Origin of the sequence: Streptomyces sp. NBC_01622, assembly GCF_045209635.1 — a bacterium.
GTDB lineage: Bacteria > Actinomycetota > Actinomycetes > Streptomycetales > Streptomycetaceae > Streptomyces.
On sequence record NZ_CP109293.1, the window covers coordinates 10848331 to 10870185 of the forward strand.

The following is a 21855-nucleotide window of genomic DNA, read 5'->3' on the forward strand; positions in this document are numbered from 1 at the left end:
ACACCATGACGACGCATCCACTCAGCCCAACGGACCTGTACCACACGGGAATTGTGGTTCCGGACGTCGAGACGTGGAAGATCCGGCTGACCGAACTCGCCGGCCACCGCTGGACCGGGACCATGGTCGCCGACCTGCCGGTCCGGATGGCGGACGGCGAGCGCGTGCTCCCGCTGCGCTACGCGTACTCGCTGGACGCCCCGCACCTCGAACTCGTCCAGGAGATCCCGGGAACACCCTGGACACCCGCCCCGCACCTGTCCGTCCATCACCTCGGCTACTTCTGCGACGACCTGCAGACGACCTCCAAACGGCTGGAGGAGGCGGGCTTCCCGCTGGAGGCCTGCGCGCTGGTCGACGGCACCCCGGCGCTCTTCGCCTACCACCGCGACCCGTACGGCCTGCGCATCGAGATCGTGGACCGCACCCTCATCCCGGACTTCGACGCCTATCTGCGCGCCAAGGCACCGACGTGGCACTGACGTTCACCGAGGAGCAGGAGGAACTCCGTACGACACTACGGCGCTTCCTCACCGACAAGGCACCGAGCGCCGCCGTACGCCGCGCGATGGACTCCGCCGAAGGACACGATCCCCTGCTGTGGCGGCAGATGGCCGACCAACTCGGCCTGCACGGACTCGCGTTGCCCGAGGAGTACGGCGGATCCGGCGGCGGGCCCGTCGAGTTGGGGATCGTACTGGAGGAGACCGGGCGGGTGCTGCTGCCGTCGCCGTACTTCGCGACCGTGGCACTCGCCGGTCAAGCCCTCACGGCTTCCCGCGACGAGGCGGCGAAGGCGCGCTGGCTGCCCGCGATCGCCGACGGAACGCTGACGGCCACCCTGGCCCTCGCTGAGGAGCGCGGCTCGTGGCGGCTGGAGGACGTCGAGACCTCGGCCGCGAAAGGGGCGCTCTCCGGCACCAAGATGTTCGTCGTCGACGGTCACACCGCCGACCTGATCCTCGTGGTTGCCCGCGACGGAACGGGACTTGGGCTCTTCGCCGTCGACGGCGACGCCCCCGGAGTGGCGCGCACCCGGCTGGAGACCCTCGACCCGACCCGGCGGCTGGCCCGCGTCGACCTCGAAGGCGCGCCCGCGATTCGGGTCGGCCCGAGCGGGGACGCCACGGCGTATCTGCGCACCGTGCTCGACCTCGTGGTGGTGGCGCTCGCCGCCGAACAGGTCGGCGGGGCACAGGCGTGCCTCGACGCGGCCGTGGCGTACGCGAAGGTGCGAGTGCAGTTCGGGCGTCCCATCGGTTCGTTCCAGGCGATCAAGCACAAGTGCGCCGACCTGCTGGTCGCCGTGGAGGGCGCCCGCTCGGCGGCCTACCACGCGGCGGCTGTCGCCGCTGCTGAACTACCGCTGTTCGGCGAGCAGTTGGTGCCCGCCGAGCTGCCGGTGTCCGCCGCGCTGGCCGCGGCCTGCTGCGCAGAGGCCTTCACCCACGCGGCCAAGGAGAACATCCAGATCCACGGCGGCATCGGCTGCACGTGGGAGCACGACGCACACCTCTGTCTGAAGCGCGCCAAGTCGTCGGAGCAGTTGTTCGGAGGCCCGGCGACGCACCGGAGCCGGTTGGCCGACCTGGTCGGAATCTGAGACCGACGTCCTGTCGAAAGGTTCATCACGTGGGAATTCGCGACCGCCTGTTCCGCCTGCTGGCGGAAGCGCCCGCGGCTGCCGAGGCGATCGAGTACGACCGGAACTGGTGGACCTGGGGACAGGTCCAGCGGACCGCGCGGGGCCTCTGCGACGCCCTTGACGCGCTCGGCCTGCCCGCCGGCGCCCGCGTCGGTGTCGTCCTGGAGAACCGGCCCGAGCACGTCGCCGTGGTCGCCGCGGTGATCGCCTCCGGCCGCTGCCTGGTCATGCTGAGCCCGCTCCAGCCGCCCGCCCGCCTCGCGGCCGACATCGCCCGCTGCACCCCACCCGTCGTGGTCTCCGGCGCCGAAGTCCTCGCCCGCGAGGGCGTGTTGGACTCCGTGACCGCACAGGGCGCGGCCCTTGAGCTGGACACCGACGGGACCCTACGACCCGCGGGCGGCACGGCACCCGCCGGGGCACCGACCCGCCCGGGCATCGCCGTGGAGATGCTCACCTCCGGTACCACCGGCCCCCCGAAACGCGTCCACCTGCGGATCGGCCAACTGGACCAGGCCCTCGTCTCCGGCGGACAGACGCGCAAGGACGACCGGCTCCTGTCGGAGTCCGCGTCCCTCGTGGCCACCCCGCTCGTCCACATCGGCGGACTGTGGCGGGCCCTCGCCTGTCTGGCCGCCGGCCGCCGCATGCTCCTGATGCCCAGGTTCGCCGTCGAACCCTGGGTGAGCGCCGTCGAACGCCACCGGCTCCGCGCCGCGAGCCTGGTCCCGGCCGCGATGCGCGCCGTACTCGACGCGCGGATCCCGAAGGAACGCCTCGCCACCCTCCAGGTGGTCACCTCCGGCACGGCACCCTGCCCGCCGGAACTCGCCGACGCCTTCTTCCGCACCTACGGCATCCCCGTCCTGATGACCTACGGCGCAACGGAGTTCGCCGGAGCCGTCGCCGGCTGGACCCTCCCACTGCACGAACACTGGTGGCAGCGCAAGGCGGGCAGCGCCGGACGCGCCTTCACCGGCGTCGAGTTGAGGGTGACCGGCGAGGACGGCACCGAGCTGCCGCCCGGCCGGACCGGCCGCCTGGAGGTCCGTACCGAGCAGAGCACCCACGGTGGCCGGACCTGGATGAGGACCAGTGACCTGGCCCGGATCGACGCCGACCGGTTCGTGTGGATCGAGGGCCGCGCCGACGACGCCATCATCCGCGGCGGCTTCAAAGTGCACCCGGAGACCGTCAAACGCGTCCTGGAGACCCACCCCGCCGTACGCGAGGCGGCCGTCGCCGGACTGCCCGACCCACGGCTCGGTGAAGTACCCGCCGCAGCCGTCGAGTTGGAGCCGGGACAGCCCGCACCGGACGCGGCCGAACTCACCGCCCTGTGCCGCACCCATCTCACCCCGTACGAGGTGCCGGCCCACATCGTCGTCCTCGACCAACTGCCCCGCACCCCGTCGAGCAAGGTGAGCCGCGTCGAACTCCTCGACCTCGTAAGGACCCGGCTCGCCGAACACACCGGAGCGTCAGCACCCGAAGGAGTAACCGCGGTGTCCAGCACGGAGGTTGACCGGTGAGCGATACCGAGCGAAAGCCGGCCGAGCAGTTCGGCGTGCTCACGGACGAGGCGGTCGAACGCTCCCGGCGCCGCCTTGGCGTCCCCCAGCCGCAGCGCAACCCGCCGCACAACTACGAGGTGACGTGGGACGGTTCACGCCACTTCGCCTACGGCTACGGCGACGCCAACCCCTTGTACTGCGACCCGGACTACGCGGCGAAGACCCGCTGGGGCGCGCTCGTCGCACCGCCGACCTTCCTCTACACGATGGGGGAGGACGCGGCCCCGGCACCGGACCCGGAGACCAAGGCGCTGCTCAAGGGCGACCCCTTCGCGGGCCTCGGTTCCTACCAGGCGGTGATGGAGTTCGAGTGGTGGCGGCCCCTCCAACTGGGCGACCGCTGCCGGGTGTTGCAGACCCAGGTCGGCGTCGAGCTCAAGCGCAGCAGCTTCGGCGGACGCACCGCACACGTCGTCCGGGACTACCTCTACGCCGACGGACGCGGCGAGATGCACGCCCTGCGACGCGGCACCTGGATCAACGCCGAGCGGCACACGTCGAAGAAGCGCGCCAAGGAGGCGCTCGAACAGCAGCCGTACCCGCCCGAGCAATTGGCCGAGATCGACGCCGCGTACGCCTCCGAGACCAGACGCGGCGCCGAACCCCGCTACTGGGAGGACGTCGAAGTGGGCGAGGCCCTGCAACCCCGGGTGAAGGGCCCGTTGACCACGACGGACGTGGTCGTCTGGCACCTGGGCTGGGGCATGCAGCTCACCCCGCCCGGCGCCTTCGGCATCGCCGCCGCCGTACGGCGCAAGGCTCCCGGCCTGTACCCGCCCAACCGCCTGGGCGTCCCCGATACCGTGCAGCGCCTGCACTGGGAACCCGAGCGGGCCCGCGAACTCGGCCTCCCCAACCCCTACGACTACGGCGGTATGCGCGAGACCTGGCTCTGCCACCTCCTCACCGACTGGATCGGCAACGACGGCTGGCTGTGGCAACTGCGCTGCGAACACCGCAAGTTCAACTACCTCGGCGACACCACCTGGGTGCGCGGCACGGTCGTCGACAAACGGCAGGTGGACGGACGCAGCGAGGTGCACATCGACGTGCGCTGCGAGAACCAGCGCGGCGAAGTCACCACACCTGGCAGGGCAGTTGTGCTGTTGCCGACCAGGGAGCGGGCCGTCGAACTTCCCGAGCCGCCCGCCCAGGACCTGGACGGCATGGTCGCCCACGAACTGGAGCGGTTCGCCGTCAAGTGAACGGCAGTCGAGAACGAGAACTCAGGAGGCAAGGTGTCGGACGAAGTGCTGGTGGAGCGCCGGGGCGCGGTCCAGGTCATCACGATCAACCGTCCCGAGGTCAAGAACGCGGTGGACGCCGGGGTGGCCGCCGGAATCGCCGCCGCGGTCGACGAACTGGACGAGACGGACGAGCTGCGGGTCGGCGTACTCACGGGAGCGGGGGGCACGTTCTCGGCGGGCATGGACCTCAAGGCGTGGCTGCGCGGTGAGAGCCCGGCGATCGAGGGCCGGGGGCTGTGCGGGATCACGATCACCCCGCCGCGCAAACCGCTGATCGCCGCGGTCGAGGGCTGGGCGCTGGCCGGCGGCTTCGAACTGCTGCTCGCCTGCGACCTCGTCGTGGCGTCGCGCGGGGCGCGGGTCGGGGTACCGGAGGTGACGCGGTCCCTGGTCGCCCGGGCCGGTGCGGCACTGCGTCTGCCCGGGCGAGTCCCGTACGCCATCGCGTTGGAGCTGCTGCTGACCGGCGAGCCCATCACCGCCGGACGCGCGGCCGAGGTCGGACTGGTCAACCGGCTCACCGACGAGGGCGGCGCGCTCGCCGGCGCGCTGGAACTCGCCGCGACCATCGCGGCCAACGGCCCCCTCGCCGTCGCCGCCACCAAACGGATCGCGCAGTCCGCCGCCGACTGGACGCTGGAGGAGGGCTGGATCCGGCAGGCCGAGATCGCCTCGCCGGTGTTCTCGTCCGAGGACGCGCGCGAGGGCGCCGCCGCGTTCGCCGAGAAGCGCCCGCCGGTCTGGAAGGGACGCTGACGGCGTCGTAGAAGTATCGGGATCCTCAATCCAGGCTGCCGGGGAGGGCGTTGTGACCACAGGACCGCTGTCGGGCTGCCGCGTGGTCGAGCTGGGCGGCATCGGGCCGGGCCCGTTCGCCGGGATGCTCCTCGCCGACCTCGGCGCGGAGGTCGTCCGGGTGGACCGGCCCCAGCGGGCGGCCGAGCCCGACGCGGGCGGCCCGGCGGACGTCCTCAACCGGGGCAAGCGGTCGGTCGCACTCGACCTGAAACACCCGGCGGGACCCGCCGCCCTCCTCCAACTCGCCGAGCGCGCCGATGTGTTGATCGAGGGATTCCGCCCCGGCGTCACCGAACGCCTCGGCATCGGACCCCACGAGTGCCTGGCCCGCAACCCCCGGCTGGTCTACGGCAGGATGACCGGCTGGGGCCAGACCGGACCCCTCGCCGCAGCCGCCGGACACGACCTCACCTACATCGCCCTCACCGGCGCGCTCGGCGCGATCGGCGACGCGGCGGGACCCCCACAGATACCGCTCAACCTGGTCGGCGACTTCGGGGGCGGCGGTTGCTACCTCGTGATCGGCGTGCTGGCCGCCCTGCATGCCGCTGGGCGCACGGGAGTTGGCCAGGTGGTCGACGCGGCCATCGTCGACGGGACGGCCCATCTCCTCGCGAGCACCTTCGGCAAACTCGGGCGCGGGGCATGGACAGACGAGCGGGGCATCAACCAACTCGACGGCGGCTGGCCGTTCTACGCCGTCTACGAGACCAAGGGCGGCGGACATGTGGCGGTCGGCGCCCTCGAAGCCAAGTTCTACCGGCGCCTGATCGAGCTGCTGAAACTCGACGTCGACCCCGGACTTCAGCACGACCGGTCGGCCTGGCCGGAGCTGCGCCGCCGGCTGGCCGAACGCTTCGCCGAGCGCACCCGCGACGAATGGGCGGCCCTGTTCGAGGGCACCGACGCCTGCGTCGCACCCGTCCTCGGTCTCACCGAGGCGGCGGCACACCCCCAACTGGCCGCGCGCGGCAGCCTGTTCACCCGGGAGGGCGTCGTCCAGCCCGCCGCGGCACCCCGCTTCTCGGCGACACCGTCGAGCCCCGGCCCGGCGGCCCCAGCCGTAGGCGCCGACACCCGTGCCGTCTTCCGGGACTGGGGGATCGCCGACGCCGACGAACTCGTCGACAGCGGCGCCGCCGTCCAGCTCCCCACTGATTCCCACTGATTGCCACTGCTTCCCTCAGCGACCGAGAGGACCTGCCATGCCCGAGGCCGTCATCGTCGACGCCGTACGCACGCCCATCGGCAAGCGCAACGGCTCCCTGGCCGCCGTGCACGCGGCCGACCTGTCGGCACACGTACTGACCGCGCTGGTGGAACGCACCGGCGTGGACCCCGGCACCGTGGACGACGTGATGTGGGGCTGCGTCACCCAGATCGGCGACCAGTCGAGCAACATTGCCCGGTTCGCGGCACTGGCCGCGGGCTGGCCCGAGCACGTGCCCGGGGTGACCATCAACCGGGCCTGCGGCTCCAGCCAGCAGGCCGTCGACTCCGCCGCACACGCCGTCATGGCCGGGCAGTATGACCTCGTGGTGGCCGGGGGAGTGGAGACCATGACTCGGGTCCCGCTGGGCTCGCACCGGACCACCGGACAGCCGTACGGACCCGCCGTCCTGGCCCGCTACGACGGCTTCCAGTTCAGCCAGGGAGCCGGCGCCGAGCTGATCTCCGAGCGGTGGGGGCTCAGCCGCACCCGGCTCGACGAGTTCGCGTCCGAGTCGCACGCCAAGGCCGCCGCGGCGATCGACTCGGGCGTCTTCGACGACCACATCGTGCCCATCGAGGTCGACGGCACCAAGTTCACCGTCGACGAGGGCCTGCGGCGCGGCACTTCGGTCGAGACCCTCGCCAAACTCAAGCCGTCGTTCAAGGAGGACGGTGTGATCCACGCCGGTAACGCCTCCCAGATCTCCGACGGCGCCGCCGCGCTGCTCATCACAACTCCCGAACGGGCAAGGGAGTTGGGCCTCAAGCCGATCGCCCGCTACCACTCCGGCGCGGTCAGCGGAGCGGACCCGATCGTGATGCTGACGGGGCCGATTCCCGCGACGGAGAAGGTCCTGCGCAGGTCGGGCCTGTCCATCGAGGACATCGGGGCGTTCGAGGTCAACGAGGCTTTCGCACCGGTCCCGTTGGCATGGCTGGCCGAGACGGGGGCCGACCCCGAGCGCCTCAACCCGCTGGGCGGGGCGATCGCGGTCGGCCATCCGCTCGGCGGCTCCGGCGCCATCCTGATGACCCGCCTGCTCGCCCGCATGCGCCAACGGAACCTGCGCTACGGCCTCCAGACCATGTGCGAGGGCGGCGGCACCGCCAACGCCACGATCATCGAACTGCTTCCGTGACGATCGGGCCCGGACGGCGAAGTCCTGAACCACGTCACTTCTCGTCCGCCCAGGCCAGCGTCACCTGCATCTCGCTGAACCGCCAGCCCACCGGGGTCCGTACGGCGGTGCACGCGACGCGCAGACCGCTGCTCCGGTGGGGCGCCGCGCCGTCACGGTAGAAATGCACGAGCTGGTTCGCGGTCGCCTCCGCACGGCCGCCGTCGAGACGCACCAGCACATCACCGTGCATGTGCTGGGTGCGCTGCCCCTCGACCCAGCTTTTCTCCAGGAAGGCGGTCAGCTCGTCGAGGCCGTGCAGGTCGCCCCGTGGCGAGTGCGCCACGACGTCGGCGTGAAAGACGGTCCCGGCGTCGTCGTGGCGGCACTCGTCCAGCAGGTTGGCCAGGTGCGCGAACAGGTCGGTGATCTCGGCTCGGTCGTCGGCCGGGGTGGCAGCGGGCAAGACAGCTCCTTCGATGGTTGCCCCAACACTAGAGCGCCCGACCGGAGTTGCCGCTCCCGTTCGTCACCAGGCGACGGGCAACTCGTAGATGCCGTACGCCTGGGAGTCCTCCTTGAACTTCAACTCGGAGAAGTCGACGGCGAGTTGCAGCGTCGGCACGCGGCGGAACAACGTGCTGAAGACGACGTGGAGTTCGATGCGGGCGAGCTGCTGGCCCACGCACTGGTGCGGGCCCCAGCCGAAGGCGTGGTGGTGGGCCGCGGTGCGGGTGAGGTCGAGCTTCTCGGGGTCGGGGAACGCCTGCGGGTCCCAGTTGGCGGCCGGCAGCGAGGCGACAACGCCCTCGCCCGCGCGGATGACCTCGCCGTCGATCTCGATGTCCTCGACGACGGCCCGGCGCGCGAGCAGATGCGGGATGGTGAGGTAGCGCAGCAGCTCCTCCACCGTGCTCGTCACGTACTTCGCGTCGTCGGAGTGCTCGCTCAGGCCCGCGAGTTGAGTGGGGTTCCGCAGCAGCAGCGCGGTGCCCAGCGTGATCATGTTGGCGCTGGTGTCGTGCCCGGCGACGAGCAGGATGTGCCCGAGAGGGGCGGCCTCCTCCATGGACAGCTCGCCCGCCTTGATGCGCGCGCCGAGGTCGGAGAGGACGTCCGCGCCGGGGTTGTCCATCTTCGCCTCGATGAGTCCGGCGATGTAGCGGCGCACGGCCGCCGTGCTCTCCGCCGCCTGCTCCGGGGTCTTGAAGCGCGCGTTGGTCACGCCCGCGTGCTCCTGGAAGAAGCCATGATCCTCGTACGGCACCCCGAGCAGCGCGCAGATCATCAGCGATGGCAGCGGGAGCGACAGCGCCTCGTTCAGCTCGGTCGGGTTGGGGCCCGCCAGCATCTTGTCGATGAGGTCGTCGGTGATCCGCTGGATCTCCGGGCGGATCTTCTCCATCCGGTGCCGGGTGAACGAACTCGTGAGAATCCGCCGCCACCGCGTGTGCTCGGCCCCGTCGGTGTTGTTGATCGACGGCTGGATATGCGCCGCGTGCGCCTTCATCGCCTCGGTCGTGTGCGGATATCCGGGCGCACCGATATTCGCACTGAGCCGGGGATCGGTGAGCAACTGCCGCTGGGCCGCGTGCGTCGTGACGACCCACGGGGTCGTACCGTCCCATGTCTTCGCCCGGACCAGCGCCTTGCCCGAGTCGTGCAGCTTCAGCAGACCCGGCGGCGGCGCGAACGGGCACTCGCCCGATCGGGGCGACGGGTACTCCGGAAGCTCCTCGGGGACGTCGGTTCCGGCCACGCTCTCGGTCATGGTTCTGTCGTCCTCTCGTCGGCCCCGCACCTGACGGAACCATACGGAGACCGATCGGTACAATCAATCTCCCTGAAGCCTTTACGGAGCCGGTGAAGGAATGCGAGGCCCACTTATTGACCGGGTGGTCCATTTGCTGGCGGGGCGGGTCGGCGAGGCTCCCGCGGCATCCCGAGCCCCCGCTCGGCCACCTGCGTGCGCAGCACCTCGTTCGCCCCGCCGGCGATCGTGTAAGCCCGCGAGTACAGATGCGCGTCCTGCCACCAGCCGTCCGCTACGGCGTCCTCGTCGCCCTCGATCAAGAGCCCGTCCGTGCCCTGGAGGCCGAGGCCGAAGTCGACCAGGTCGTGGTTCAGTTCGCTGAAGAAGATCTTGCCGAGGAGGGAGTCGGTGGGCCCTTCCGTGTTGTGCAGCATCCGGGACTGGGCGAGCCCGATCAGCGCAGCGTTCACCTGCACCCGCGTGGCCAGTTCGCCGATCGCCTGCCGGGTCGCGGAATCGTCCAGCGCGGGCCCGCCGTTGACCGACGTGCGCGCGGCGAGGCGCAGCAAGTCGTCGAGTACGGCGATCAGTTCGACACCGCGCGCGGCCACACCGGAGCGCTCGTGGCCGAGGCTGCTCATCGCCACCCGCCAGCCGTCGTTCACCCGCCCGATCACGTTCGCGGCCGGGATGCGCACGCCGTCGAGGAAGACCTCGTTGAAGTCGGTCGTGCCGGTGATCTCCCGCAACGGCCGGATGTCGACGCCGGGGCTGCGCAGAGCGAGGGCGAACGCCGTGATGCCCTTGTGCTTCGGGGCCTCGCGGTCGGTGCGCGCGAGCAGGTAACCCATGTCGGCGTGCTGGCCGTTGGTCGTCCACACCTTCTGGCCGTCCACGACGAACACCGCGTCCTCGCCCGCATCCTCGCGGACCGCCCGCGTCCGCAGCGCCGCCAGGTCGCTGCCTGCCTCCGGCTCGCTGAACAGCTGGCACCACACGTCCTCGCAGGACCGGATGCGGGGCAGGAAGTGCGCCCGCTGGTCGTCGGTGCCGAACTCCAGCAGCGCGGCCGAGGCCAGCGAGGCGGCGCCGATCGGCTGCCAGGTGCGGGCACGGGCGATCTCCTCGGCCACGACGGACGGCTCCAGCGGATGCGCGTCCGGTCGGCCCCCGTACTCGGCCGGCCAGTCGATCCCGAGGAGGCCCGCCTCGAACAGTTTCGCCGTCCACTCCCGGATCGCCGGCATCAGTTCCGGCTCCGGTGCGCGCACCCCCGTATGGGTCTTGATGCCGGGAGCGTGCTCGGCGACGAAGGCGCGCACCTTCCTCCGGAACGCTTCGAGCTCGGGCGTGGACTCCAGACGCATCGCTGTCGGCTCCCTGTTCTCGTGCCGCGGCCCCGAAATGAGGCTACTCTAACCACGTCAATCCCCCGCTTGCCAGGGGCTGAGGCCAGAAAAAGTGGCCTTATCTAGGTTCCAGGTACCCGAATCGCACGCCTTCGGCCCAGGTGGCGAATAGACTGGGCATCCGCAATATCCGCCCCAGAGGAGTTGGCCATGGCGACTGCCGTCGACCGCGAGCCCGCCGACGGCGAGACCGGTGTCCCGGTCGGCAAGCTGGCCGCGCAGACCGCCCGCCGTATCGAGGCGACCGTGATCCGTCAGGGCTGGCCGGTGGGCGAGTCGCTGGGGTCCGAGGTGGATCTGCGGGAGCGGCTGGGGGTGAGCCGGGCGGTGCTGCGCGAGGCGGTGCGGCTCGTCGAGCACCACCAGGTGGCCAGGATGCGGCGCGGTCCGAACGGTGGCCTGATCGTCTGCGCACCCGACGCGGGACCGGCCACCCGCGCCATGGTGATCTACCTCGAATACGTCGGCACGAGCGTCACCGACCTGCTCCGGGCCCGCCTCCTGCTGGAACCGATCGCCGCCGGACTCGCCGCCGACCGCATCACCGAACAGGGCATCGACACCCTCCGCACCACGCTCGACGCCGAACTCGACCACTGGGACGACCCCGGTGTCCACTCGCAGGACCCCCTCCACCCCGTGCTCGCCCAGTTGTCGGGCAACCCGGTGCTGCACCTGTTCGTCGACGTCCTCACCCGGCTCACCGCCCGCTACGCGCACACCTCACGCCGTATCTCCAAGACCGAGATGCACGCGGCGAAGGACACCTCGCACCGCGCGCACAAAGCCGTGGTCGACGCGGTGATCGCCGACGACGGGGCCCGCGCCCAGACGGAGTTGACCGCGCATCTGGAGTCGGTGGCCGGCTGGATCGAGAAGCACCGGGTGCGGCGCGGGCAGCGGATCGCCGGCAATGTCGTCGAGCCCGAACTGGTCGAGGGCCCGCGCGCCAAACTCGCCGAGGTGGTCGCGGCACGCATCCACGACGACATCGCCGCGCGCGGCTGGCAGACCGGCATGGTGCTCGGCTCGGAGGCCGACCTGCTCGCCCGCTACTCGATCAGCCGGGCCGTACTGCGGGAAGCCGTACGGCTGTTGGAGTACCACTCGGTGGCCCGTATGCGCCGCGGTCCCGGCGGCGGGCTGATCGTCACCGAGCCCGAACCGCAGGCCAGCATCGACACCATGGCGCTGTTCCTGGAGTACCAGGGCGTCACCGCCGACGACCTGCGGATCGTCCGCAACGCCATCGAACTCGGCATCGTCGCCCGGGTCACGGCCAGAGTCGCGGAGGGCGACAAAGAGGTGACCGAACGGCTCGGCAAGGCCGTCCGCTGGAGCACGGAGGGCCCGGCCGACGACCCGCGCAAGGCCGACCTCTTCCACACCGAACTGGCAGCGCTCTCCGACAACCCGGTGCTGTCGCTGTTCCTGTCCATCATCACCGAGCTGTTCCGCCGCCACGCCTCCGGCCACGACCGGCCACTGCCCGGCGACACCGCGGCCGAGGAGGTCCAGCACGTCCACCAGCGGATTCTCGACGCCATCGTCGAGGGCGACGCCGGAGTCGCCCGGCACCGGATGCGCCGCCACCTGGACGCGCTGATCCCTTGGTGGCACTGATTCCCTGAAGCTCAACCGGCAACGCCCCATACGGCCTTCGGGCTCATGGGGCGTTCCGCTGGATCGAGCTGTGTCCGCCGAGGTTAATTAGGTATACTGAATAGGTCGAGCCGAAGGAGATCCGATGCGCCGGACCCTGTTCGAAGAGACCCATGAGGACTTCCGTCTGCTGGTCCGTAGCTTCATCGCCCGCGAGGTGGTCCCCTCGTACGAGGACTGGCGGCGCGCCGGACTCGTCCCCCGCGACCTGTTCACCGCACTGGGCAAGCTCGGCATCATCGGCACGTCGATTCCGGCGGAGTACGGCGGGGGCGGCCAGGACGACTACCGCTACAACGCGGTGATCCAGGAGGAGTGTGCACGCGCCTGTGTCACGCTCGGCGGTCTGCGCACCCACCTGGACATCGTCGTCCCGTACTTCACGGGCCTGGCCAATGCCGAGCAACGGGCGCGCTGGCTACCGGGGTTGGCCTCCGGCGAGCTGTACACCGCGATCGCGATGAGCGAGCCCGCCACCGGCTCCGACCTCGCCGGCATCACCACCCGCGCGGTCCGTGACGGCGACCACTTCATACTCAACGGGGCGAAGACCTTCATCACCGGCGGTCACCACGCCGACCTGGTGATCGTGGTCGCCCGTACCACCGTGAACCCGGACAATCGGCGCGCCGGGCTCTCCCTCCTCGTGGTGGAGAAGGGCATGCCCGGCTTCACGGTGGGGCGCAAGCTGGAGAAGATCGGCCTGGCCGTCCAGGACACCGTGGAACTCGCCTTCGACGACGTCCGCGTGCCCGCCGCCAACCTCCTCGGCGAGGAAGGCGCCGCCTTCACCCTCCTCGGCCGCAACCTCGCCCAGGAACGCCTGGCCATCGCGGTCGGCGCGGTCGCCCAGGCCCGTACCGCGATCGACCTGACCGTCGCCTACGTCCGCGACCGGACCGTGTTCGGAAAGCCGCTGGCCCAGTTCCAGAACACGAAGTTCGAACTCGCCGCCCTGGACGCCGAGTTGACGGCCGCGCAGGCTCTGCTCGACGCGGCGATCACCGCGCTCGTCGCGGGCGAACTCGACCCCGTGGACGCGGCACGGACCAAGCTGTTCTGCACCGAGACACAGGGGCGCGTGGTCGACCGCTGTCTCCAACTGCACGGCGGCTACGGCTACATCCTCGAATCCCCGATCGCCCGCCTGTACGCGGACGCCCGCGTGACCCGCATCTACGGCGGTACCAGCGAGGTCATGAAGCTCGTCATCAGCAAGTCCCTGGGCCTTTGAGACCCTGCGGAACTCGCCTTTAAAACCCTGCAGTCCATGAGGAGTTGGGTGTGAACATCGACGGTTCAGCGGCACTCGTCACCGGCGGCGCCTCCGGGCTCGGCCTGGCCACCGCGCGACGCATCATCGAACGCGGCGGACGCGTCGTCCTCGCCGACATCACCGAGGAACAGGGCGTCAAGGCCGTCGCCGACCTCGGCGAGTCCGCACGCTTCGTCCGCACCGACGTCACCGACCCGACCGAGGTCAGCGCCGCCCTCGACACAGCAGAGCAACTCGGTACCCTGCGCGCCGTCGTGCACTGCGCCGGACGAGGCGGCGACCGCACCCGGATCATCGACCGCGACCGCAACCCCGGCGAACTCGACACCTTCGCCGAGGTCATACGCGTCAACCTGATCGGCACCTACAACGTGCTGCGCCTCTCCGCCGCCCGCCTCGCCGGCAACGAGGTCGTCGACGGCGACCGGGGCGCCGTAGTGCTCACCGCGTCGGTCGCGGCCTTCGACGGCCAGATCGGGCAGACCTCCTACACCGCCGCCAAGGCCGGAGTCCACGGCATCACCCTCGTCGCCGCCCGCGACCTGGCCAGCTGGCAGATCCGCGTGAACACCATCGCCCCCGGCACCATGGACACCCCGATGCTCGGCCGCCTCCGCGCCGACATCCGCGACGGCCTCGCCGCCTCCGTACCGCACCCCAAGCGCCTCGGTGACCCGGACGACTTCGCCCGCCTTGCCGTGGAGATGCTGGAGAACCCGTACCTCAACGGCCAGACCGTCCGCCTCGACGGCGCCATCCGCATGGCCCCGCGATGACAGCGGACGAGACGGACGACCAATTCCGCGCCCGCCTGCGGGCCTTCCTCACGGAGCAGCACCCCGGGCGCCGCCCCAGGGACCCCGTCGAGCGGGTCGCCTGGCAGAAGAAATGGCTCGCCACCCTCTACGACGCCGGTTACGCAGGCCCGAGTTGGCCGCGCGAGTACGGCGGCATGGACCTGTCCTTCGCACGCCAGGTCAGCTACCAGGAGGAGTACGTACGCGCCTACGTCCCCGGACCCCTGGGCACAGGGCTGGGCATCGCCGCCCCCACCCTCATCAAATACGGCACGCCCGAGCAGAAGGAGCGCCATCTGCGCCCCATGCTGCGCGGCGACATGGTGTGGGCCCAGGGCTACTCAGAACCGGAGGCGGGCTCGGACCTCCCCGCGCTGCGCACGACGGCACGGCGCGAAGGTGAGGAGTACGTCGTCAACGGGCAGAAGGTGTGGAACAGTTCGGCCGACATCGCCGACATCTTCTTCACCCTCGTCCGCACGGGTCCGCCCGACTCCCGCCAGGACGGCATCAGTTACCTCCTGGTCGATGCCCATGCCCCCGGCGTGACGGTACGGCCGCTGCGCGACCTGACCGGTGACGCGCACTTCTGCGAGATCTTCTTCGACGACGTCCGCGTCCCGGTCGCCAACCGCATCGGCGAGGAGAACGGCGGCTGGCCGCTGGTGCGCACAAGCCTCGGGCACGAGCGCGCGGCCGGCGCGATGAACCAAGCGGCCCTGTACCGCCGAGTGTTGGACGAACTGATCGAACTCGCCCACGAGCGTGGGGCCACGGCCGACCCGATCGTCCGCGACCGGCTCGCGGACTTCGAGATCCGGGTGCGTGTCATGCGGCTCACCGGTATGCGCACCATCGCCGACATCATGGCCAAGGGCGAGCCCGGGCCCGCCTCTTCGACGGCACGGCTGTCCATCGTGATCTTCGAGCAGGAGCTGCACGAGTTCGCGGTCGACCTGCTCGGACCGTACGGCATCCTCGACCGCCGCGACCCGCATGCCGTCCAACGCGGGCGCTGGGTATGGGGATTCCTGCGCACGCGGGCTTCGTCCATCGGTGCGGGCACTGCCGAGATCCAGCGCAACACGATCGCCGAACAGGTCCTTGGCCTGCCCCGCGACCCAGCCATGCCGACGACAGTGGGAAGGACACCATGAGGGCCGCGCGCTGCACGGAGTACGGGCCGCCCGGCGGTCTCTCGGTCGTCGAACTCGACGGCCTCCGCCCCGGACCGGGCGAGGTACTGGTCCGGGTGCACGCGGCGGCGGTGAACTTCCCGGACGTGCTCCTCGTGGCGAACCGCTACCAGGTTCCCGCGCCCCTGCCCTTCACACCCGGCAGCGAATTCGCCGGTGTGGTCGCCGAGTTGGGCCCGGGAGTGTCCGGCCCACCCGTCGGCTCACCTGTCGCCGGAGCGGTGCTCACCGGCGCGTTCGCCGAACAGGTCGTGGTGCCCGTCGCGAGCCTGCGCCAGGTGCCCGAGGGCCTCGACATGGTGCACGCCGCCGCGTTCCACGTCACGTACGCCACCGCCTACCACTCCCTCGTCACCGTCGGACAGGGCACTGCGGGGGAGTGGGTGGCGGTGCTCGGTGCGGCCGGCGGGGTCGGTTCGGCGGCCGTCGACATCGCGACGCGGCTCGGTATGCGGGTGGTCGCCGCCGCGTCGAGCCAGGAGCGGCTGACGGTCGCCCGCAAGCTCGGCGCCGAGGCCGGCGTCGACTACGTTCACGAGGATCTCAAGCTCCGCACAAGGGAGTTGACCGGCGGCGAGGGCGTCCACCTCGTGATCGACCCGGTGGGCGGCGACCACGCGGAGGCCGCCCTGCGCGCGCTGCGCCGGGGCGGCCGGTTCGTCACAGTCGGGTACGCCGACGGGAAGATCCCGCGCATCCCGCTGAATCTGGTGCTGCTCGAGGACTTGATCGTGCGGGGCTTCGAAATCCGTACGGTGCGCCAGTACGCACCTGACGCGGTGGCCGCCGCCGACCGCGCCCTGGCCGCGATGGTCCGGGACGGCATGCGCCCGCTGGTCTCCCGAGTGCACCCGCTCGCCGAGGTCGCCACCGCCCTCACCGATGTCGCCGAGCGCAGGACCACCGGCAAGGTGGTCCTGGATCTCACCTCGTAGCAAAGTCCTTCAGAACGTGGGGAGTTGAGGGCGCTTGCGGACGTAGCCGCCGGCATCCACCCGCATCTGCATGCCGGTGACATAGCGGGACTCGTCGGAGACCAGGAAGAGGACCATGTCGGAGACGTCCTCCGGCTCGACGTAGGGAATGTCCATCCCGGTCGTCGCGGGGAAGGACACCAGGGCGTCCTCGCGGGTCGGGTTCTCGAGGTCGGGCCGGAACGAGCGGTACATGATGTCGCTGTTGAGCATGTCCGTGTTGACGTTGGTGGGATGCAGGCCGTTGACCCGGATCCGCCGGGACAGCAGCACCGTCGCCAAGTCATGGACGAACGCGGCCACTTGGCGCTTGGCGAAGGAGTAACCGAGGCCACCGGGGCCGTTGGACGGGTTGTCGACGGTCGCCGGGGTCAGGGCCGCGATGGACCCGGTCGCCACGATCGAGGCGCAGTCCGGCAGATGGGGCAGGGCGGCCTCGACGGCGTGCACGACACCGTTGAAGTCCACGGTGACGGCGTCGATGAAGGCCTGCACGCCCTGCTGGGGGCCGAGCGGCGCGATACCGGCCTGCGCCACCACGGCGTCCAGCCGCCCGAGTTCGGCCACCCCGTCGGCCACGGCCGCCTTCAGCGCCGCCGGATCCCGTACGTCCGCCTTGCGCGCGACGATGCGTCGCCCGAGCTTCTCGACCTGGCGCACGGTCTCGTCCAGGTCGTCCTGAGTGGCCAGCGCATACGCGTTGGTCGCGATGTCCTCGCACAGGTCGACGGCGATGATGTCGGCGCCCTCCGCGGCCAGCCGGAGCGCGTGGGCGCGGCCCTGTCCGCGCGCCGCCCCGGTGATGAACACGACCTTGTCCTGTACTCGGCCCATCCTGGGGCTCCTTCCGCCGGAGATAAAAGAGTAGCCTGAATACCGTCCGATGGTGCTGTTCGTGATTCATGATCGGTATCAAGTCCGCTGACTGCTGGCCGGTTTCCGTTCAGTGGGACCTGAACAGTGCACACAATTCGGCCGGTGCTAGAGAGTCCATGAGATTCGAGGGAGCGCATCGATGCCATTGCAGCCATGGATGAAGTTGCTGTCGACCGACGACCACCTGATCGAGCCGCCGCGCCTGTGGACGGACCGCCTGCCGGCGAAGTACCGCGACCGCGGGCCGAGGATCGTCGAGCAGGCACGGGGAGAGGGCCAGGCCCCCGCCGAGGTGTGGAACTACGAGGGCCGCATCTACCCCTACATCGGCCTGAACGCCGTAGCGGGCAAGTCGCCCGAGGAGTTCGGCCTCGAACCGACCCGCTACGACGAGATGATCCCGGGCTGCTACGACCCGAAGGCCCGGCTGCGGGACATGGACCTGGACGGGGTGTGGGGCGCGCTGTGCTTCCCGTCGTTTCCGCGCTTCGCCGGCACCGTGTTCCTGGACGGGCAGGACCGTCAACTCGCCCTGCTCTGCGTGCAGGCGTGGAACGACTTCGTGCTCGACGAGTGGTGCGCCACCGCACCCGGCCGGCTGATTCCGCTGGTCATCCTGCCGCTGTGGGACGTCGAAGCCTGCGCCACCGAGATCCGGCGTACGGCGGCCAAGGGTGCCAAGGCGATCTCGTTCCCGGAGAACCCGGTCCCGCTGGGCCTGCCGTCGTTCCACACCGACCACTGGGACCCGGTGTTCACGGCGGCCGAGGAGACCGGCATGCCGCTGTGCCTGCACTTCGGCACCTCGGGCTCGGCCCCCAGGACGGCCCCGGAGGCGCCCTTCGCGGTGACCATCTCGCTGTTCGCCTGCAACTCCATGTTCGCCACCGCCGACCTGCTGTTCTCCCCGGTGTTCCACAAGCACCCCGACCTCAAGGTGGGGCTCTCCGAGGGCGGCATCGGCTGGATCCCCTACCTGCTGGAGCGGATCGACGGCACCTGGGAGCGGCACCGCTTCTACCAGAACGTCAACCAGACCGTGCGGCCCTCCGACCTGTTCCACAAGCACATGCACGGCTGCTTCATCGACGACCGGTTCGGTGTGGACGTACGCCATCACATCGGCGTCGACAAGATCACCTGGGAGTGCGACTACCCGCACTCCGACTCGTACTGGCCCAAGAGCCGCGCCTACGCTGCCGAGGTCCTCGCGGACGTGCCGGACGACGAGGTGCACAAGATCGTGGAGCTGAACACCCGCCGCCTCTACAACCTCCCCGCATGAGCGGGCGCCCGGAGTCCGAGCGCTCCGACTGGACCGACCTCGACCTGCTGACCCGCGACGAGGCGTACGGCCGCCTCCAGGAGGAGATCGGTCTCACCGTCCGCCGGCTCGCCGAACTCGGCGCGGACGACGCGGCCGAGCACGAACTCCTCGACACCCGGCTGCGTGCCCTGCGCGAGGCCGCCGAGGATCTGAATGTCCGCTGAAAAAAGGGGAGCCGGCGTGGGTCGCATGGAAGGCAAGGCGGCGCTCATCACGGGGGCCGCCCGAGGTCAGGGGCGTTCCCACGCCGTGCGACTGGCGGAGGAGGGAGCCGATGTCGTCGTGACCGACGTGTGCCACGACATCAGCGACGAGCTGCCCTACTCGCTGGCGTCGAAGGAACAGCTGGAGGAAACCGCGGAGTTGGTGCGGGCGACCGGCCGCCGCTGCATCGCCATGCAGGCCGACGTGCGCTCGGTGGTGGAGCTGCGGGCCGCCGTCGACGCGGCATGGGAGGAGTTCGGACGGCTCGACACGGTGGTGGCGAACGCGGGAGTGATGAGCATCGGCGCCGCCTGGGAGCTGTCCGAGGAGGCCTGGGACGTCAACATGGACGTCAACCTCAAGGGCCCCTGGAACACGGTGCGGGCCGCGGTGCCCAGGATGATCGAGGCCGGGCAGGGCGGCTCCATCGTCATCACCAGCTCCGCAGCCGGCATCCGCGGCCATGTGCCGTACGCCCACTACACGGCCAGCAAACACGGTGTGGTCGGCCTGATGAAGGCGCTGTCCAACGAACTCGCCCCGCACCGCATCCGGGTGAACACCGTGCACCCGACCGGCGTCAGCGACACCGGCATCACCGTCGGCGTCCCGATCGAGGAACTCGCCGCGCGGGAACCGCTGTTCGCGCTGGTTGCGATGAACCCACTCGCCCCGTACGTCGAACCGCGCGACGTGTCGAACGCCGTCCTGTTCCTGGCGTCGGACGAGTCGCGCTACGTCACCGGCCTCCAGTTCACCGTCGACGCCGGCTCGACGAACAAGCCGTAGAACGGAGTTGTGCATGAAGATCACGATCGACTCCTCGCTGTGCAGCGGGCACGCGAGGTGTGCGGCGGCGGCGCCGGAGGTGTTCCGGCTCGACGACGACGGCTATGCGCTGCCCTACGACGGCGAGGTGCCGCCGGAACTCGAACAGGCGGCCAGGAACGGGGAGTTGGCCTGCCCGGAGCGGGCCGTCACCGTCGAGCGCTGAGTCGAGTGGACCGACGACACCCGCGTCCGATCCACCTGGCGCGCACCCAGCCCGGTGCGGGACGGCATTGACAGCCGTCCCGCAGCTCCACCGAAGACACCATCAGCGCCGGCAGTGGACCTTCGCCTGTGGTGTCGCCTGGGCGCGCGCCGGAGGGGCTCGGTGGCCTCAGCTGCCGACGAGCATCTGCCAGGTCTGCGGTCCCACCTGGCCGTCGACGCCGAGGGCGTGCGCGGACTGGAAGGCCCGGGCGGCGCTGACGGTGCCGGAGCCGAAGCTGCCGTCGACGGTGAGGCCGTAGCCGAACTTGTTCAGTTCCACCTGGGCGGCCCGGACGGCGTCGCCGGTGGCGCCCTGCTGGACCTGGACGATCAGTGCGGACCAGGTGTGCGGGCCTATCTGGCCGTCCACGCTCAGGCCGTGTGCGGACTGGAAGCTCTTGGCCGCGGCGAGGGTGGCGGGGCCGAACTGGCCGTCGGCGGTGATCGAGGCGCCGTGGTAGCGCAGCAGGTACTGCGCGGCCAGCACGTTGTTCCCGGTGTCGCCGTCGATGACATTCGGCCAGGGCGGCGCGACGGTGCCACCGCCCGTGGCGCCGGTCCCGGTACCCACGAGCATCTGCCAGGTCTGCGGTCCCACCTGGCCGTCGACGCCGAGGCCGTGCGCGGACTGGAAGGCCCGGGCGGCGCTGACGGTGCCGGAGCCGAAGCTGCCGTCGACAGTGAGGCCGTAGCCGAACCGGTTGAGCTCCACCTGCGCGGCCCGGACGGCGTCGCCGCTGGAGCCGTCCTGGACCTGGACGATCAGTGCGGACCAGGTCTGCGGGCCTATCTGGCCGTCGACGCCGAGGCCGTGTGCGGACTGGAAGCTCTTGGCCGCGGCGAGGGTGCCCGCCCCGAACTGGCCGTCGGCGGTGATCGAGGCACCGTGGTAGCGCAGCAGGTACTGCGCCGCCTGCACGCTGGGCCCCGTCATGCCGTCGGTGATGTTCGGCCAGGACGGCAGGATGACGCCGGTACCGCCGCCGCCCGTGCCGCCCCACTGCCCGCAGTCGGCGGCCATCGCCTGGTCGAGGTCCGCGTCGTGCCCGGCGACCGAGATGCCGTTCTGGACCTGCCGCAACTGCGCGCGGCTGTCCCAGTTCCCGCTGGACCACGCGTACGTCTGCCAGCCCCAGGCTATTTTCCCGTTGTCGAAGAGTTCCTTGATCACGTGGTAGCCGCCGTACGCACCGGTCCGAGACCGGCCGATCACCGAGGCGACGCCGTCGTAGTAGGAGTTGAGCGCGGAATACATCGAGGGCTGAAGGTCGAAGTCGACGCTGAAGTAGATCGGCCGTGACGACGGCATCCCGTTGGCCAGTGCCTGCCGCTGCGCCTCAGTGGCATGCCCGGCCCCCTGGGAGTAGGGGTCGGCGGGGACGCCGCTCTGCCAGGACTGCAGCCCGTCGGACTCCCAGTTGGAGACGATGCCCAGATCCGCGGCGGTCAGGGCCTGAGCCTCGGACAGGGTGAGGACCTTCGGGTTCGGCAGCCAGCTGAGGTAGCGGCACACGAAGCCGTAGCCCGCCGCGGCGACCGAACCGGCGGTGAGCGACGCGTCGGAGTAGTCGATCCCGTAGCCGGTCGCAGAGGACGCCGCGGAAGCCGCGGATGCCGACTGGGCGAATCCGATGCCGGCCGCGGTGGCCACCGCGGCGCCGCCGGCGAGGGTCAGCAGCCTGCGTCGAGACAGTTGTTGGTTGTTGTCAAACAGGTTCATGACACGTTCCCGTTCCTGACGTCTGGTTGCGG

General features: G+C 70.5%; 21 protein-coding genes. 16 read left to right on the top strand and 5 right to left on the bottom strand.

Annotation, left to right across the window (positions count from 1 at the left end; translation table 11 throughout):
• The first annotated feature begins 5 nt into the window (after nucleotides 1–5).
• From OH768_RS50140 to OH768_RS50170, 7 genes are read left to right on the top strand one after another with little or no spacing between them, the layout of a single operon-like run.
• A complete protein-coding gene (locus OH768_RS50140) occupies nucleotides 6–482 on the top strand; it encodes a VOC family protein (protein WP_406463992.1) in 477 nt (158 codons plus the stop codon).
• Nucleotides 473–1603, top strand: coding sequence for an acyl-CoA dehydrogenase family protein (locus OH768_RS50145; RefSeq protein WP_406463993.1), 1131 nt, complete (start codon nucleotides 473–475; stop codon nucleotides 1601–1603). The genes OH768_RS50140 and OH768_RS50145 overlap by 10 nt, the downstream gene beginning before the upstream one ends.
• Before the next feature lie 29 nt (nucleotides 1604–1632).
• Nucleotides 1633–3177 (top strand): class I adenylate-forming enzyme family protein, encoded by a 1545-nt coding sequence (locus tag OH768_RS50150; protein ID WP_406463995.1) that lies wholly within the window; start codon nucleotides 1633–1635, stop codon nucleotides 3175–3177.
• Nucleotides 3174–4424, top strand: coding sequence for a MaoC family dehydratase N-terminal domain-containing protein (locus OH768_RS50155; RefSeq protein WP_406463996.1), 1251 nt, complete (start codon nucleotides 3174–3176; stop codon nucleotides 4422–4424). The genes OH768_RS50150 and OH768_RS50155 overlap by 4 nt, the downstream gene beginning before the upstream one ends.
• 33 nt (nucleotides 4425–4457) lie before the next feature.
• Complete coding sequence (locus OH768_RS50160) at nucleotides 4458–5222, top strand: crotonase/enoyl-CoA hydratase family protein (RefSeq protein ID WP_406463998.1); 765 nt, start codon at nucleotides 4458–4460, stop codon at nucleotides 5220–5222.
• A gap of 52 nt (nucleotides 5223–5274) precedes the next feature.
• Complete coding sequence (locus tag OH768_RS50165) at nucleotides 5275–6432, top strand: CaiB/BaiF CoA transferase family protein (protein WP_406464000.1); 1158 nt, start codon at nucleotides 5275–5277, stop codon at nucleotides 6430–6432.
• Nucleotides 6433–6469: 37 nt separating this feature from the next.
• Nucleotides 6470–7615 carry a thiolase family protein gene (locus OH768_RS50170; protein WP_406464002.1) on the top strand — a complete coding sequence of 382 codons (1146 nt, stop codon included), beginning with the start codon at nucleotides 6470–6472 and terminating at the stop codon, nucleotides 7613–7615.
• A gap of 34 nt (nucleotides 7616–7649) precedes the next feature.
• Here the strand turns inward: OH768_RS50170 and OH768_RS50175 are convergent, their stop codons facing one another.
• The 3 genes from OH768_RS50175 to OH768_RS50185 all read right to left on the bottom strand — a co-directional run bounded on the left by OH768_RS50175 (nucleotide 7650) and on the right by OH768_RS50185 (nucleotide 10714).
• Nucleotides 7650–8060 (bottom strand): nuclear transport factor 2 family protein, encoded by a 411-nt coding sequence (locus OH768_RS50175; RefSeq protein ID WP_406464004.1) that lies wholly within the window; start codon nucleotides 8058–8060, stop codon nucleotides 7650–7652.
• 63 nt (nucleotides 8061–8123) lie between these two features.
• Entirely contained in the window at nucleotides 8124–9365 is a 1242-nt protein-coding gene (locus tag OH768_RS50180; protein ID WP_406464005.1) for a cytochrome P450, read from the bottom strand.
• A 113-nt stretch (nucleotides 9366–9478) separates the two neighbouring features.
• Nucleotides 9479–10714 (bottom strand): acyl-CoA dehydrogenase family protein, encoded by a 1236-nt coding sequence (locus tag OH768_RS50185; protein WP_406464007.1) that lies wholly within the window; start codon nucleotides 10712–10714, stop codon nucleotides 9479–9481.
• A 192-nt stretch (nucleotides 10715–10906) separates the two neighbouring features.
• Here OH768_RS50185 and OH768_RS50190 point away from each other — a divergent pair, with 192 nt between their 5' ends.
• The 5 genes from OH768_RS50190 (at nucleotide 10907) to OH768_RS50210 (ending at nucleotide 16622) form a co-directional block, all read left to right on the top strand.
• The gene (locus tag OH768_RS50190) at nucleotides 10907–12379 is read left to right on the top strand and encodes a FadR/GntR family transcriptional regulator (RefSeq protein ID WP_406464008.1); all 1473 of its coding nucleotides are present in this window, start codon (nucleotides 10907–10909) and stop codon (nucleotides 12377–12379) included.
• A 124-nt stretch (nucleotides 12380–12503) separates the two neighbouring features.
• On the top strand, nucleotides 12504–13652 hold the full coding sequence (locus OH768_RS50195) for an acyl-CoA dehydrogenase family protein (protein WP_406464009.1): 1149 nt from the start codon (nucleotides 12504–12506) through the stop codon (nucleotides 13650–13652).
• Between the two features lie 50 nt (nucleotides 13653–13702).
• Nucleotides 13703–14470, top strand: a complete 768-nt coding sequence (locus OH768_RS50200; protein WP_406464011.1) for an SDR family NAD(P)-dependent oxidoreductase — start codon at nucleotides 13703–13705, stop codon at nucleotides 14468–14470.
• On the top strand, nucleotides 14467–15648 hold the full coding sequence (locus tag OH768_RS50205; RefSeq protein ID WP_406464013.1) for an acyl-CoA dehydrogenase family protein: 1182 nt from the start codon (nucleotides 14467–14469) through the stop codon (nucleotides 15646–15648). Before OH768_RS50200 ends, OH768_RS50205 begins: the two co-directional genes overlap by 4 nt.
• Nucleotides 15645–16622 (top strand): NADPH:quinone oxidoreductase family protein, encoded by a 978-nt coding sequence (locus tag OH768_RS50210; RefSeq protein WP_406464015.1) that lies wholly within the window; start codon nucleotides 15645–15647, stop codon nucleotides 16620–16622. Before OH768_RS50205 ends, OH768_RS50210 begins: the two co-directional genes overlap by 4 nt.
• Before the next feature lie 9 nt (nucleotides 16623–16631).
• Here the strand turns inward: OH768_RS50210 and OH768_RS50215 are convergent, their stop codons facing one another.
• Nucleotides 16632–17495 (bottom strand): mycofactocin-coupled SDR family oxidoreductase, encoded by an 864-nt coding sequence (locus OH768_RS50215; RefSeq protein WP_406464017.1) that lies wholly within the window; start codon nucleotides 17493–17495, stop codon nucleotides 16632–16634.
• 181 nt (nucleotides 17496–17676) lie between these two features.
• Here OH768_RS50215 and OH768_RS50220 point away from each other — a divergent pair, with 181 nt between their 5' ends.
• The 4 genes from OH768_RS50220 to OH768_RS50235 are packed head-to-tail and all read left to right on the top strand — an operon-like array spanning nucleotide 17677 to nucleotide 20062.
• Entirely contained in the window at nucleotides 17677–18822 is a 1146-nt protein-coding gene (locus OH768_RS50220; protein ID WP_406464019.1) for an amidohydrolase family protein, read from the top strand.
• Nucleotides 18819–19028: a hypothetical protein gene (locus tag OH768_RS50225; RefSeq protein WP_406464021.1), complete on the top strand. Its 210-nt coding sequence runs from the start codon at nucleotides 18819–18821 to the stop codon at nucleotides 19026–19028. The genes OH768_RS50220 and OH768_RS50225 overlap by 4 nt, the downstream gene beginning before the upstream one ends.
• Before the next feature lie 16 nt (nucleotides 19029–19044).
• A complete protein-coding gene (locus tag OH768_RS50230; protein WP_406464022.1) occupies nucleotides 19045–19857 on the top strand; it encodes a mycofactocin-coupled SDR family oxidoreductase in 813 nt (270 codons plus the stop codon).
• A 13-nt stretch (nucleotides 19858–19870) separates the two neighbouring features.
• Nucleotides 19871–20062 (top strand): ferredoxin, encoded by a 192-nt coding sequence (locus tag OH768_RS50235; protein ID WP_406464024.1) that lies wholly within the window; start codon nucleotides 19871–19873, stop codon nucleotides 20060–20062.
• Nucleotides 20063–20230: 168 nt separating this feature from the next.
• On the opposite strand, the gene OH768_RS50240 is transcribed toward OH768_RS50235, so the two are convergent.
• Nucleotides 20231–21823 (bottom strand): peptidoglycan-binding protein, encoded by a 1593-nt coding sequence (locus OH768_RS50240; protein ID WP_406464025.1) that lies wholly within the window; start codon nucleotides 21821–21823, stop codon nucleotides 20231–20233.
• Between the last annotated feature and the right edge of the window lie 32 nt (nucleotides 21824–21855).

Excerpts from the sequence above, each read along its gene's own strand:
- OH768_RS50240 (WP_406464025.1), bottom strand. The coding sequence starts at position 21,823 with ATGAACCTGTTTGACAACAACCAACAACTGTCTCGACGCAGGCTGCTG.
- OH768_RS50195 (WP_406464009.1), top strand. The coding sequence starts at position 12,504 with ATGCGCCGGACCCTGTTCGAAGAGACCCATGAGGACTTCCGTCTGCTG.
- OH768_RS50220 (WP_406464019.1), top strand. The coding sequence starts at position 17,677 with ATGCCATTGCAGCCATGGATGAAGTTGCTGTCGACCGACGACCACCTG.
- OH768_RS50185 (WP_406464007.1), bottom strand. The coding sequence starts at position 10,714 with ATGCGTCTGGAGTCCACGCCCGAGCTCGAAGCGTTCCGGAGGAAGGTG.
- OH768_RS50190 (WP_406464008.1), top strand. The coding sequence starts at position 10,907 with ATGGCGACTGCCGTCGACCGCGAGCCCGCCGACGGCGAGACCGGTGTC.
- OH768_RS50225 (WP_406464021.1), top strand. The coding sequence starts at position 18,819 with ATGAGCGGGCGCCCGGAGTCCGAGCGCTCCGACTGGACCGACCTCGAC.
- OH768_RS50235 (WP_406464024.1), top strand. The coding sequence starts at position 19,871 with ATGAAGATCACGATCGACTCCTCGCTGTGCAGCGGGCACGCGAGGTGT.
- OH768_RS50215 (WP_406464017.1), bottom strand. The coding sequence starts at position 17,495 with ATGGGCCGAGTACAGGACAAGGTCGTGTTCATCACCGGGGCGGCGCGC.
- OH768_RS50170 (WP_406464002.1), top strand. The coding sequence starts at position 6,470 with ATGCCCGAGGCCGTCATCGTCGACGCCGTACGCACGCCCATCGGCAAG.
- OH768_RS50180 (WP_406464005.1), bottom strand. The coding sequence starts at position 9,365 with ATGACCGAGAGCGTGGCCGGAACCGACGTCCCCGAGGAGCTTCCGGAG.
- OH768_RS50205 (WP_406464013.1), top strand. The coding sequence starts at position 14,467 with ATGACAGCGGACGAGACGGACGACCAATTCCGCGCCCGCCTGCGGGCC.
- OH768_RS50210 (WP_406464015.1), top strand. The coding sequence starts at position 15,645 with ATGAGGGCCGCGCGCTGCACGGAGTACGGGCCGCCCGGCGGTCTCTCG.
- OH768_RS50140 (WP_406463992.1), top strand. The coding sequence starts at position 6 with ATGACGACGCATCCACTCAGCCCAACGGACCTGTACCACACGGGAATT.